Consider the following 12,210-nt stretch of genomic DNA (forward strand, 5'->3'; position numbering starts at 1 on the left):
AATTTAAGTGCGGAAGTAGTTCAGTGGTAGAACACCACCTTGCCAAGGTGGGGGTCGCGGGTTCGAATCCCGTCTTCCGCTCCAATAATGGCGGCATAGCCAAGTGGTAAGGCAGAGGTCTGCAAAACCTTTATCCCCGGTTCGAATCCGGGTGCCGCCTCCATTACAAGCCGGGGTGGCGGAATTGGCAGACGCACAGGACTTAAAATCCTGCGGTAGGTGACTACCGTACCGGTTCAAGTCCGGTCCTCGGCACCAGTGAGGAATTGCATCAATATCATTACGCCGATGTGGCGGAACTGGCAGACGCGCACGACTCAAAATCGTGTTCCCTTGCGGGAGTGTGGGTTCGACTCCCACCATCGGCATCATTAGTATCCGATATCTCACGATCAAAAATCGTGGAAGCTTTAAAACGACTGCAAACGCAGTCGTTTTTCATTTTTTGGAAAACCGGAAGAATCCGATAGAATTCGAAAAAATTTTGCACGGCTATTTTGTATGGTAGAGCTCCTCCATTGCAACGTCTACCTGCCGGGATTCTTTTTGCTCCATCTCGTCCAAAATGTGTGAATACGTCTGCAATGTTGTCACAATGTCCTTATGACCAAGATGTCGAGAAACGTATTTAATATTCACCCCTTTATATAGGAGCATTGATGCGTGAGTGTGGCGAAGGCCATAACAAGTAATTGGCTTAATCCCGATCGTACCGCCTTTGTTTTTTGTCATGTAGACACCTCATTTTTTAGTCTATTATTACTATAATAATCTGTGTCTACTTTTAGTCTAACATTACTTGTTACCTATTCTCTTCATCATACTCCAAAAATAGGTCTTGTAAATCTCCATTAATTGGTTCATTATTATTGTTAATTGTCACTTTAAACTCAATATCCTCTTCTCCTATTGATACTACCCCATCTAACACCCCTAAAATATTAGATACAGCATCCACTTCTACTTGTTCGATTATTTTAAATAATATTTCTTTATTTTTATCTGATAGTTCTGAATAAAACATCAACGCTTCTTTCCAATAAGGGTCTGTAACTTCATTAATATCAGTATTATTGAATATATCTCGATAAAAATTACGATTTTCTTTTATAATTGACTGATGTAAAAGTTTAACAAACTCTTCTTTATTCATATATCTCATCTCCTTCTCATCTCTGGATACAATTGTTTATTTAATTCAATTAATTTTCGAAGTTGAGAATTAGGAATGTCTGGATATACTCTTCTTAACTCCATTATATCTCTTGCTAATAATTGTCTTACACTCTCAATTCCTTTTGAACTTCTCAAAACTATTCCCCTAGGACCTTTTCTTGTATGTCCAGCTTTTGGTATTAATATTGCTGGTGCATTATTTGGATCATAATTTCGAATGAATTTTTTCATAATTGCTTTTTGTCCAACATGATGTGCATCTAACCTCGGTACACCTTTTATTTCTTTATATAATCCTACATCATACTTACTAAATTTACCCGTACCCTTACCGTCCACCTCATCCCCAGTTTTGCCAATCATGTTAATCGCAGTTTCTTTTACTTCTTCCTTAGCCTTGCTCATCCATGCGCGGGACGCTGGACCAATTCCCGCCAAGGCTAGCTGCCATTGGACAGACGAAACGCTGGTAAGACGGTCATCCCATTGCTTATTAAAATATCGCAGCGTTTTGGTAATCGGCGCTTTCACGACTTGGAGGTACGCCGCTTGAAAGACAGACATCATTTTATCATAGCGGAGAACATATTTCATTTGCGGGACCAATTTCGAAACATCCGCTGCTATCCCGGCCGCTTTCGCTCCTTTGATCCCCGCTTTTCCAGCGATTCCTGCCCCTTTGGCTGGAGGAATGACGGACAACAATAACATTTCCTCCCGCAACCAGGCGGTCCCATCCGGATATCCGTTCTCCAGTAATCGGGTCGTATTCTCCAAACAACCGCTGCAAGTCATACCAGCAAAGAAGCTTCAGACCGAATTCTTTTATGTTGTCGGCGAGCGTTTGGTCTGCCTGTCTGATGGACGCGGCCGTCTGATACAGCAGTTCCTCCGCTTCATTCAGCTTTTCTCCATAGCGGTCGAGCCAATGAATCAGTTCGTCTGTAAGCTCGCGGATGGCGGCGGAACCGATGCCGGGAATCTCCATGGCTAAAAAGAGGGAATCTCCTAGGAAAGCAAGGTCCGCGCGCATTGTATAGGGCATTGCTCTATATAGTTTATTCGAAGCGCTCCTTGAGGAATAAACAATCCGCTTGAACTTTTTGTTCAAGCGGATTGTTTATTTATCGTTGTATTAGGGAATCTTGCTTCACACACTATAACAAAATTACTTTACCGTAATACTAGGAGGATATATTGATAATATTTCAATTACATCATTAGAAGTTAAAAATACATAATGTTCTACCTCTCTTGACTCGTATATACCGCAACTTTCTTTATGAAACCATTTCAAGTATTCTGAGTTTTTAACTTTAAATAAAGACCAATCACTATAAAAATCTGTACCGTAATATTGATCTAAATAATTTAGCGTTTCTAATAACGAACCTTCATCAGTATTTCTATACGATAATACTCCTTCTTTAAAATTCACTACAACTTTTTTTTCACCATTTTCATCACTAAATTCTAAAATAACACCATCTTTACCATCCAAAAGCATATCATTATAAATTGTTGAAGGTATATCATCTAGCGGTATCCATCTTTTCCATTGTTCCATAAAACTTCCTCCATATTTGTTTTCTAGTAACGAAACTTTATTCTCTTCTTGCCATCTTGAATTTCAAGTGTAGGACGGCCATCACTACTTCTCTTTCTAACAATAACTGTTCTTCCATCCTTTAAAATACCGACTTTGAGGTCAGGCGTATCCTTAGTAATTTTAGGTCCCAACGAGTGAAAGTCATTCATTGCTTCACTAAATCCACCAGATAACTCATACTGAATAGTTCTTCCTTTTGTTGCTCTTCCAGGCTTAGCAACTTTAATTAAATCATCAACTGTTTTGCCAGTACCCTTAGTGCTAAGTTCAATGCCATCGTTGCCTGCTTTACCTTCGCCTAGATTTAACCCCGTCTTCTCACTCAGATAAGCTCGAACTTTATTCTCCAATCCATTGGTGTTCTCGTCCGGAACTTTAACGTTCCCAATCCCTTCCATGGCAAATCCCATTTGCCGGTCAGGGATTGAATTTTTCAGATTGGTCAGGCTATGTCAATTGTTGGGGTGCACTGGATGTGAAATGCTTGATACAGCTGTTCTAAGTTAGACCTTGCATTACTTTGCGTCATCCACTTCTTAAAAACTTTTTACATAATAAGCTTTCTTTAATATGATTTTTTGTATTTACGAATTTAAGAAATAACCGGCGCAAAGTTAAACACCACCATTATCGAAAAAAATCCCCTCATAAGTAAACAGTAAATTGATGCATATTTACTGTCTCCTTATAGGGGGATGCTGTCAAAATTCGGCTACTTTTTCCTTTTCGTTCAAATAACCGGATAATAAAAGCCTTTGCTGTCATTATATATTTTGTCTATTATTGTTTTTCATCAACAGGCGTGACGGCGTCGTGCAGATATGTTTCTAATTCTTTGCGATAACGGTTTTGCTCCTCTTCTGTCCACTCCAAGTTTTTCGCCATATATTGAATAACGGATTCCTTCCATTGGTGAACTGAATGAATTTCAAAAAATAACGATCCTGTTCTCCGGATAAAGAAGTCCTCCGGTTTTACGACCATCTCTTCTTCCAAACCATATTGAAGCTGGGCTAAAACATCAATCGGTAATTGAAACTCATCTCTTACTTTCTTTAAATCAACTGCCAGTTCAAACACCCGGTCTACATTCGTTCCATATAATCGGACCAATCTTTCCGATTGTTTTCTGCTAAATCCCAATTTTTCTCCCTGTTCAACTTTTTTAGTTACGAACGATTCAAAATTTGTTGAACCTCCGAAATTTCCTCCCGAAATCGGCAGGTTTTTCGTTCTGCAAGGGGAAAATGCTTCGTTTTCTTCCTCTTTTAATAATTTGGCAACAAGATCAACGATCGTTTCTGCCATTTTACGGTATCCTGTTAATTTTCCGCCGGCAATGGTAATAATACCTGAATCAGACGTCCAAATTTCATCTTTGCGTGATATTTCAGAAGGACTTTTTCCTTCTTCATGGATTAATGGTCTGAGCCCGGCCCAGCTTGATTCAATATCTTCCACGGTGATATGGACCGTTGGGAACATATAATTAATGGCCTTAATAAGATAATCTCGATCTTCAACAGTCATTTTAGGATGTGCAATATCCCCATCATAGAAAGTATCTGTTGTGCCAACGTAAGTTTTTCCATCACGCGGAATGGCAAACACCATTCGTCCATCAGGTGTATCAAAATAGATCGCTTGTTTTAATGGGAATCGGCTTTGGTCAAAAACAAGGTGAATTCCTTTTGACAAAATCAAATGTTTTCCTTTTAAAGAGTGATCTTTTTCCCGTAACGTATCGACCCAAGGGCCTGTTGCATTTATAATTTTCTTTGCGAACACTTGATATGATTCTCCTGTTAATTGATCAACAACTTTTACACCTACGGCTTTGCCTTGTTCATAAATAAATTCGTCTACCTTTGCATAGTTAATCGCTTTTGCACCGCATTCGACTCCCTTTTTCATAACTTCAATCGTCAAGCGGGCATCGTCAGTTCGATATTCGACATAATATCCTCCGCCTAATAATCCATCTTGTTTTAATAAAGGTTCTTTATCAATAGTTTGCTTCGCATTCAACATCGTTCTTCGTTCGCTTTTCTTCACGTCAGCAAGGTAATCGTAAATTTTCAGTCCAATGGATGTGCTCCATTTACCGAATGTTCCTCCTTTATAAATCGGAAGAAGCATCCATTCAGGTGTAGTTACATGCGGGCCATTTTCATAGACGATCGCGCGTTCTTTCCCAACTTCAGCGACTAACTTCACTTCCAGCTGTTTTAAATAACGGAGGCCTCCGTGCACAAGCTTCGTGGAACGGCTTGAGGTTCCTGCGGCAAAATCCTGCATCTCAAATAAAACTGTTTTCATTCCACGTGTTGTTGCATCAAGTGCAATTCCTGCACCTGTAATACCACCGCCAATAATGATGACATCAAACTGTTTTCCATCGACGTCTTTTAATATTTCTTGTCTTTGATAAGCAAATACATTTTTGTTCATTTGTTATTCCTCCTGTGATCCGTCAAAAGTCCTAAAAAAAGAGACCACATACACACTACGCTTCTTCTACAGACGTAATGCTATGTGGTCTCTCCTTGTCTCCAACCGAATATTAACTTTGAATGTATTATAGCATATTCTTCATCTTCTGAAAATTCTTTTGTATGCGAATTTAAAATTCAAAGCTTTTCCCCATAATGAACTTTTCTTTATTCAGTTGATGAAGAATCAGTGTTTGAAAACGCTATTGACACCATCGCACAAGCCATTTTTTTTCATTCAATTGATGAAGATGGCTTGCGTCTTTCATGTCTTCTACAGCGTTTCTGAAACTGAATGTCTAAAACTGCCGCCAAAACCTAAAGCATCGAAAAATTGGGTAGCCATTCAAAATAAATTATGACTGTTCAAATTCTTTCCATAATTGCTTATTGGATGTTGTCACGGCTGCAGCACCAGCTTGTAAAGCATTGTTGACATCGTCAATACTGCGGATAAATCCACCAGCAAAGATCGGGATTTGGATTCGTTGATGAATTTCAGCAATAATGTTCGGCATGGCGCCAGGTAAAACCTCAATCACATCGGGTTTTGTTTTTTCTAATAAGGAATAGCTTTTTTCTAAAGCGTTTGAGTCAATGAGAAAAACTCGTTGAATGGCCAATACGCCTTTTTGTTTCGCTTTCAAAACGACACTTGCTTTTGTCGAAAGCAGTCCATAGGGCTTGAAGGACTGGCATAAATATTCGGTTGCGTATTCATCATTTTTAAGACCATGTATTAAATCAACATGCAATAACAAGTTTTTACAATGCTGCTTAGAAATATTGACGATATTTTTCAACTGGGCAATATGGACATCTAATAACACACCATATGCATAGGAACTCTGAAGAAAAATTTCAAAATCCTTCATATTGCGAATCGCTGGAATAATTTTTTGATCTTTATATTCCATTGTTCGTTCCACCTTTTTTATTATTGGCAAAAATCAGTGTGAATTCAGCTTTCAAACTTAATTGAAACAGAGAAGAGGTCTTTGCTTCAAGTCTCTAGAAAAAAAGAAATCCACAACAAAACACCCCTTCATCCAAACGACTAAAGGGAATTGATGTGGATCTCCTTCTCTCCGCTACAATTTATTAACTTATTTATAATTGTACCATAAACAAAAGCGCTGTCAAAGCAACGAGAACATCCACGCATGATCGTTTACAGGGTGAAAAAAATTTTTTAATCGTGAGATTCATAACTACTATCTTTTTCAAAAAATTTTCCAGTAATCCTGTTAACAAGTATATTAAAATGGAAAAAGGAGGGGATTTCATGTTCATTAAATTAACAGTTTACAAAAAGAACGGTCTTCATGTCCGGATGGCAGCAGCTTTTATTTCGCTGCTTCAAAATCTCATACAAAATAAAGAGATATTAAAAAAGACGTACGTTCTCTATCAGGATAAAAAAGTTCAAGTGAATAATCTATTATCTTTAGTGTCCTTAAAGATTGGACAAGGAGAGGAATTTATCCTGCATTTTGAAGAAAAAATAGACGATCAAATCGTCCAGCAGATAAAAGATTTTTTTGAACAAACGGATCTTGAAGATTCCCAGCAAGCAGAAACAGATCGACTTCTCATGGAAAATTCCATTACCCTTCATGAGGCCATATCTGCTTTACCGAATGGAATCGTCGTTGTGAATAGCGACAATATCATCACTTATGTCAATGCAGCTGCAGCAAAACTTTTGGAAAAAGATCCTCATGAGCTTATCAATCAACGCGCTGACGAAGTGATTCCCCATTCAAGATTGCATGAAGTACTGAAGACAGGAAAAATGGAATTATCCAAAAAGCAAGAAATCAACCATCATACATTGTTAACAACCCGTTCGCCAATTATTTTTAATGGAAAAACGATTGGGGCTGTTGCTATTTTTCAAGATATATCTACCATTGAGAAAATCAGTAAAGAATTGAATGAAGTAAAAGAGCTGCAGCAGAGATTAAATCTTGTTTTAAAATCTGTCTCAGATTTAATCGGATTAACAGATAAAAATGGAAATTTTATATACAAAAATGATGAAATGGATGTTTTGTTAAAAAAATTAAACAGTGTCCCAAACATACAATCAATAATCGGCCAACACGAGTGGGAAAATATTAAAAGCACTCAAAATCAGATTATGAAACTAATTCAAGTAAACCAACAATCTAGTTATATTACAAAAATAAATCCTATTTTCGTTGACGATGAATTTCGCGGAACAGTCGCCACCATGACTCCTTTCGATGATATTAAAAAGCTCCTCGAAAAAATTGATCTAATGGAGCAAAGAACAAAATATTTGGAAATGGAGCTGTCCAAACATCAAGGATTTGATGAGGCATTTCATAAGATTATAGGAAACAGCGAGACATTAAAAGATTCCTTAACAATCGCCGCAAAGGTTGCAAAAACAAATTCGACAGTGATTATTACAGGAGAAAGCGGAACAGGGAAAGAACTTATCGCTAAGGCTATTCATGAAGCAAGCGACAGAAAGAATAACCTATTTATTCGAGTGAATTGTGCAGCCATCCCTCCTCAATTAATGGAAAGCGAATTATTTGGTTATGAAAAGGGAGCCTTTACAGGAGCGTATAAAACACATCGAGGAAAATTTGAACTCGCTAATAAAGGTACGATTTTTTTAGATGAAATCGGTGATTTAAGTTTGGATTTGCAAGCAAAAATTTTACGTGTGCTGCAGGAAAGGGAAGTGGAAAGAATTGGCGGATATGCGCCCATTCAGCTTGATGTTAGGGTAATTGCCGCGACTCACCGTGATCTCAAAAAAATGGTAGATGAGGGCAGTTTTCGCGAGGATCTTTATTATCGGTTGAATGTTGTCCCAATTCATCTGCCGCCTTTAAGGGCAAGAAAAGAAGATATTCCCCTTTTGGTGGAGGCGTTTCGAAAACAATTGAATGCTAGATTGGGAAAAAATATCAAAGGGTATGAAAAAGGATTTATGGAAGCATTGTGCAGTTACCATTGGCCAGGAAATATTAGAGAATTACAAAATGTAATTGAACGGTTATTTAATCTCGCAGATGAAGAAATTTTGCGATGCAAGGATTTACCTTACTACATCTCGAACCCTCAATGTCAAGAAAATAAAAAAATAATGCAGAAACAGAGTATCAATTTTGGCAACGAAGTGCTGACCTTCAAAGAATATGAAAAACAAATTTTTTCGTTTGCTTGTCAATATTACCCAAGCTATAACCAATTAGCGAAAGCGCTTGGGATCACTCATAAAACGGCAGCTAAAAAAATAAGAGAATATGGATTGGAGCATTTAGTTGGGAAAAAGTATCAAATGGATTGATATTTTTTTCCAATGAACTCGGCACAAAAATATGAAAACGCATCCGTAAAGCGCTTTCGTTGTTGGCATCATTTTTGCATTAATAAAAAGTGCAAAGTTAAGAGGAGGTATGTCTATGAAAAAATTAATCAATGATCCTAATCAAGTAGTTGAAGACATGTTAGCAGGGATGGTGGCGGCTCATTCTAATCGAATGAAGAGATTGCCAAATACAAACGTAATCGTAAGAAAAGAAGCACCTATTCAAGGAAAAGTTGGCTTGGTTAGCGGTGGAGGAAGCGGTCATGAGCCTTCACATGCTGGTTATGTAGGTAAAGGAATGCTAGACGGAGCGGTATGTGGAGAAGTGTTCACTTCCCCAACCCCAGATCAAATTTTTGAGGCGATTCAAGCGGTTGATAGCGGAAATGGGGTGTTATTGATTATTAAAAATTACACTGGCGACATTATGAATTTTGAAATGGCTGCCGAAATGGCTGAAGCAGAAGGAATCAACGTAGCAAAAGTGGTTGTGAATGATGATGTAGCTGTGGAGGATAGTACATATACGACAGGCCGGCGGGGAATAGCAGGTACGGTTTTTGTTCATAAAATTGCCGGTGCATTAGCGGAAAAGGGTGCAACGCTAAAAGAAGTAGAAGCAGTAGCTAAGAAAGTTGTGGAAAATGTGCGGTCAATGGGAATGGCCTTAACTCCATGCACTGTTCCAGCAGCAGGAAAACCTGGCTTCGAGCTCGGAGAAAATGAAATCGAAATTGGAATGGGGATTCACGGAGAACCTGGCATTGAAAAAACACAAATCCAGCCAGCGGATGAAATCGCACAAATACTTCTTGAAAAAATTTTAGATGACTTAAAACTTGAGGAAAACGACAAGGTTGCGGTCATGATTAACGGTTTAGGTGCAACACCATTAATGGAATTATATATTATGAACAAAAAAGTCTCTGAGGTCCTAAAGGATAAGAACATTTATATACATGAAACGTTTGTTGGTGAATTTATGACATCGCTTGAAATGGATGGCTGCTCTATTTCGTTATTAAAATTAGACGATCAACTCATTGAGTTGTTAGACGAACAAGCGGATACAATCGCATTCAAAAAATAGCAATCTCGCTTTCTTGCAGTCTGTCTATAGAAGGAATATGAGGAGAGATGATCAATGACATTTGACGTTGAACAGGCTAAAAAATGGATCATGACTTTTAACGATAAAATTCAGGAAAATAAGGAGTATTTAACGGAGCTGGATCAAGCAATTGGCGATGGAGACCATGGATTAAATATGGCACGAGGATTTCAGGAAACCGTCAAGAAAATTACAGAAGGCAAATATGATGATCTTGGTTCTTTGTTTAAAGATGTTGGCATGACTTTAATTGCTAAAGTAGGCGGAGCTTCAGGTCCGTTATATGGAACAGCTTTCATGAAAGCTTCTCTTGCTTTAAAGGGTAAAAAAGAAGTTGATATAAAGGCTTTAGTTGAGGCATTAGCAGCATCATTGGATGGGTTAAAAGTTAGGGGAAAGGCACAAGTAGGAGATAAAACGATGATCGATGTTTGGGAGCCTGTCATTGAGTATATGAAAAATCGTGAAACGATTCATTCTAAAGAGCTTACTGATTTATCTAAAGAGAAAATGGACGGCACAAAAGAGCTTGAGGCAAAGAAAGGCCGTGCGGCTTATTTAGGAAAGCGTTCTATTGGTCATATTGATCCTGGGGCAGCTTCATCGTATTTATTGTTTGCTTCCTTAGCTGAATTGTTCGAAGAAGGAGAGGTGGCCCAATGAAATATGTAAGTCTTGTCTTAATTTCACACAGCTATGAAATTGTAAGCGGCCTAAAAAAGCTTCTGAATCAAGTTCAACCTGAAGTATCTGTAGCCATCGCTGGAGGGGTTGAAGGCGATATCGGAACAAATGCATTAGACATTAAGGAAGCAATTGAATCAGTCTATTCTGAGAAAGGCGTTGTCGTTTTGTTTGATTTAGGGAGTGCACTCATTAATGCTGAAATGGCTATTGAGATGCTAGAGAACAATGAAAACATTATAATAGCCGATGCTCCTCTCGTAGAAGGAGCTTATGCAGCGGTCGTTGAGGCTGGTTTGGGAAGCTCGATTGAAGAGGTCGTTCGAGCTGGCGAGAGTGCAAAGGAACTTGTCAAAATCAATGACTAGCGAGAAAAATTAGGAGTGAACTCAATGATCGAAAAAGAGATTACAGTGACCATTGAAAATGGTCTGCATGCCAGACCAGCAGCAGATTTTGTGAAAAAAGTAAACCAGTATAAAAGCAAGGTTGAGTTAATGATCGGCGACAGAAGGATTAACGCGAAAAGTATTCTTCAGCTTATGAGCGTTGCCATAATGGAGGGACAGACGATCAAAGTGATGACTGATGGAGAAGATGAGAAAGACGCATTAGCGTTTATTGATTTTTTTCTCCAATCAGGTAAAGAATCGTAATCAAGCCTTTGCTTTTGAATTGTTGCAAAAATTCATATTAGGTTCATGGGTCCCATTTCCTAGAACTTACTTCAAAACAAATAATATCATAATTCAAAAAAAGTGATTGACAACGCTTTCTTTTTGTAATAATCTGAAATCAAGTTAATATTTGTGATGGAGAAATGGAGATCCACAGTAATTCCCTGTATGCAGCCTGCATACTAAGGGGGGAATTTGCTGCGGATCTTTTTTATTGACCAAAATTGTAGTCTTTTCGCAAGAGATAACAAATATATGAAAAAGGAGGAAACTTTGATGTCTGCATTTTTAGGTGAGTTAATTGGCACGATGATTTTGATTGTTTTTGGGGGTGGAGTTGTCGGCGGTGTTGTACTTAAAAAATCAAAAGCTGAAAATTCAGGCTGGATTGTTATTACGATGGGATGGGGTCTTGCCGTAGCGATGGCGGTATATGCTGTAGGTCAATTTAGCGGAGCCCATCTTAATCCGGCTGTAACCATCGGATTAGCTGCAATCGGTTCTTTCCCTTGGAGTGATGTACCGACCTATATTATTGCCCAAATGATTGGTGCATTTATCGGTGCTGTGATCGTTTATTTGCACTATTTGCCCCACTGGCAAGCAACCGATGACCAAGGTGCAAAATTAGCCGTATTCTCAACAGATCCTGCAATCAAAAATCCTGCAGCGAATCTTTTAAGTGAAGTCATTGGTACATTCATTTTGTTGCTTGGATTGTTGGCACTTGGAGCGAATAAATTTGCAGAAGGAATGAACCCGTTCATTGTTGGATTTCTCATCGTTGCAATAGGTCTCTCCTTAGGCGGAACTACGGGTTACGCCATCAATCCTGCCCGTGATTTAGGTCCGAGAATTGCTCATTTTATTCTGCCGATTCCAGGTAAAGGAAGCTCTAACTGGGGTTATGCTTGGATTCCTGTTGTAGGGCCGATTATTGGGGGAACGTATGGAGCGTTATTTTATAAATGGGCTTTTGAAGGAGTCAGTACCTCTGCTTTTTGGATTTTCACAATTGTTGTAGCAGCTATCGTTGTGGCAGCGCTAGTAAGCAATAAAGAACAAAGCTTGAATGTCTATAAGAAAACGAAAGCAACACTTTAAGTTTA

The 12,210-nt window shown here is 38.5% G+C and carries 11 protein-coding genes, 4 tRNA genes and 2 pseudogenes; 10 read left to right on the forward strand and 7 right to left on the reverse strand.

Annotation, left to right across the window (positions count from 1 at the left end):
- Positions 1–9 precede the first annotated feature (9 nt).
- From NSQ94_RS04080 to NSQ94_RS04095, 4 genes are all read left to right on the forward strand, one after another.
- Positions 10–84, forward strand: a tRNA-Gly gene (locus tag NSQ94_RS04080).
- Positions 85–89: 5 nt separating this feature from the next.
- A tRNA-Cys gene (locus tag NSQ94_RS04085) sits at positions 90–163 on the forward strand.
- Between the two features lie 6 nt (positions 164–169).
- Positions 170–258, forward strand: a tRNA-Leu gene (locus NSQ94_RS04090).
- A gap of 26 nt (positions 259–284) precedes the next feature.
- A tRNA-Leu gene (locus tag NSQ94_RS04095) sits at positions 285–368 on the forward strand.
- Positions 369–492: 124 nt separating this feature from the next.
- Here the strand turns inward: NSQ94_RS04095 and NSQ94_RS04100 are convergent.
- The 7 genes and pseudogenes from NSQ94_RS04100 to NSQ94_RS04130 form a co-directional block, all read right to left on the reverse strand.
- Positions 493–702 (reverse strand): annotated as a pseudogene (locus NSQ94_RS04100) (tyrosine-type recombinase/integrase); the annotation flags it as partial.
- A 100-nt stretch (positions 703–802) separates the two neighbouring features.
- Positions 803–1,153, reverse strand: a complete 351-nt coding sequence (locus NSQ94_RS04105; RefSeq protein WP_029761977.1) for a hypothetical protein — start codon at positions 1,151–1,153, stop codon at positions 803–805.
- Positions 1,154–1,158: 5 nt separating this feature from the next.
- Positions 1,159–2,170 (reverse strand): annotated as a pseudogene (locus NSQ94_RS04110) (pre-toxin TG domain-containing protein); the annotation flags it as partial.
- Positions 2,171–2,344: 174 nt separating this feature from the next.
- Positions 2,345–2,743 carry a hypothetical protein gene (locus NSQ94_RS04115; protein WP_094244560.1) on the reverse strand — a complete coding sequence of 133 codons (399 nt, stop codon included), beginning with the start codon at positions 2,741–2,743 and terminating at the stop codon, positions 2,345–2,347.
- A gap of 23 nt (positions 2,744–2,766) precedes the next feature.
- Positions 2,767–3,183, reverse strand: a complete 417-nt coding sequence (locus tag NSQ94_RS04120) for a hypothetical protein (RefSeq protein WP_094244561.1) — start codon at positions 3,181–3,183, stop codon at positions 2,767–2,769.
- A gap of 382 nt (positions 3,184–3,565) precedes the next feature.
- A complete protein-coding gene (locus NSQ94_RS04125) occupies positions 3,566–5,236 on the reverse strand; it encodes a glycerol-3-phosphate dehydrogenase/oxidase (RefSeq protein WP_339230206.1) in 1,671 nt (556 codons plus the stop codon).
- Between the two features lie 397 nt (positions 5,237–5,633).
- Positions 5,634–6,194, reverse strand: a complete 561-nt coding sequence (locus tag NSQ94_RS04130; RefSeq protein ID WP_063387204.1) for a glycerol-3-phosphate responsive antiterminator — start codon at positions 6,192–6,194, stop codon at positions 5,634–5,636.
- 368 nt (positions 6,195–6,562) lie between these two features.
- On the opposite strand from NSQ94_RS04130, the gene NSQ94_RS04135 reads away from it, so the two are divergent.
- The 6 genes from NSQ94_RS04135 to NSQ94_RS04160 all read left to right on the forward strand — a co-directional run bounded on the left by NSQ94_RS04135 (position 6,563) and on the right by NSQ94_RS04160 (position 12,205).
- Positions 6,563–8,608, forward strand: a complete 2,046-nt coding sequence (locus tag NSQ94_RS04135) for a sigma 54-interacting transcriptional regulator (RefSeq protein ID WP_339230208.1) — start codon at positions 6,563–6,565, stop codon at positions 8,606–8,608.
- A 115-nt stretch (positions 8,609–8,723) separates the two neighbouring features.
- Complete coding sequence (dhaK, locus tag NSQ94_RS04140; RefSeq protein ID WP_339230210.1) at positions 8,724–9,719, forward strand: dihydroxyacetone kinase subunit DhaK; 996 nt, start codon at positions 8,724–8,726, stop codon at positions 9,717–9,719.
- A 54-nt stretch (positions 9,720–9,773) separates the two neighbouring features.
- Positions 9,774–10,403 carry a dihydroxyacetone kinase subunit DhaL gene (gene dhaL / locus NSQ94_RS04145; RefSeq protein WP_339230212.1) on the forward strand — a complete coding sequence of 210 codons (630 nt, stop codon included), beginning with the start codon at positions 9,774–9,776 and terminating at the stop codon, positions 10,401–10,403.
- Positions 10,400–10,792 (forward strand): dihydroxyacetone kinase phosphoryl donor subunit DhaM, encoded by a 393-nt coding sequence (gene dhaM, locus NSQ94_RS04150; RefSeq protein WP_063387208.1) that lies wholly within the window; start codon positions 10,400–10,402, stop codon positions 10,790–10,792. The genes dhaL and dhaM overlap by 4 nt, the downstream gene beginning before the upstream one ends.
- A gap of 24 nt (positions 10,793–10,816) precedes the next feature.
- A complete protein-coding gene (locus tag NSQ94_RS04155; protein ID WP_066250986.1) occupies positions 10,817–11,080 on the forward strand; it encodes an HPr family phosphocarrier protein in 264 nt (87 codons plus the stop codon).
- Between the two features lie 297 nt (positions 11,081–11,377).
- On the forward strand, positions 11,378–12,205 hold the full coding sequence (locus NSQ94_RS04160; protein ID WP_339230214.1) for an MIP/aquaporin family protein: 828 nt from the start codon (positions 11,378–11,380) through the stop codon (positions 12,203–12,205).
- Positions 12,206–12,210 lie beyond the last annotated feature (5 nt).

This window comes from Aeribacillus sp. FSL K6-2833 (assembly GCF_037965815.1).
Taxonomy (GTDB): Bacteria; Bacillota; Bacilli; order Bacillales; family Aeribacillaceae; genus Aeribacillus; species Aeribacillus composti.

Bases quoted from the DNA above. Each gene is read 5' to 3' on its own strand.
- NSQ94_RS04105 (WP_029761977.1), bottom strand. From the start codon at position 1,153: ATGAATAAAGAAGAGTTTGTTAAACTTTTACATCAGTCAATTATAAAA.
- NSQ94_RS04115 (WP_094244560.1), bottom strand. From the start codon at position 2,743: ATGGAACAATGGAAAAGATGGATACCGCTAGATGATATACCTTCAACA.
- NSQ94_RS04120 (WP_094244561.1), bottom strand. From the start codon at position 3,183: ATGGAAGGGATTGGGAACGTTAAAGTTCCGGACGAGAACACCAATGGA.
- NSQ94_RS04125 (WP_339230206.1), bottom strand. From the start codon at position 5,236: ATGAACAAAAATGTATTTGCTTATCAAAGACAAGAAATATTAAAAGAC.
- NSQ94_RS04130 (WP_063387204.1), bottom strand. From the start codon at position 6,194: ATGGAATATAAAGATCAAAAAATTATTCCAGCGATTCGCAATATGAAG.
- NSQ94_RS04135 (WP_339230208.1), top strand. From the start codon at position 6,563: ATGTTCATTAAATTAACAGTTTACAAAAAGAACGGTCTTCATGTCCGG.
- dhaK (WP_339230210.1), top strand. From the start codon at position 8,724: ATGAAAAAATTAATCAATGATCCTAATCAAGTAGTTGAAGACATGTTA.
- dhaL (WP_339230212.1), top strand. From the start codon at position 9,774: ATGACATTTGACGTTGAACAGGCTAAAAAATGGATCATGACTTTTAAC.
- dhaM (WP_063387208.1), top strand. From the start codon at position 10,400: ATGAAATATGTAAGTCTTGTCTTAATTTCACACAGCTATGAAATTGTA.
- NSQ94_RS04155 (WP_066250986.1), top strand. From the start codon at position 10,817: ATGATCGAAAAAGAGATTACAGTGACCATTGAAAATGGTCTGCATGCC.
- NSQ94_RS04160 (WP_339230214.1), top strand. From the start codon at position 11,378: ATGTCTGCATTTTTAGGTGAGTTAATTGGCACGATGATTTTGATTGTT.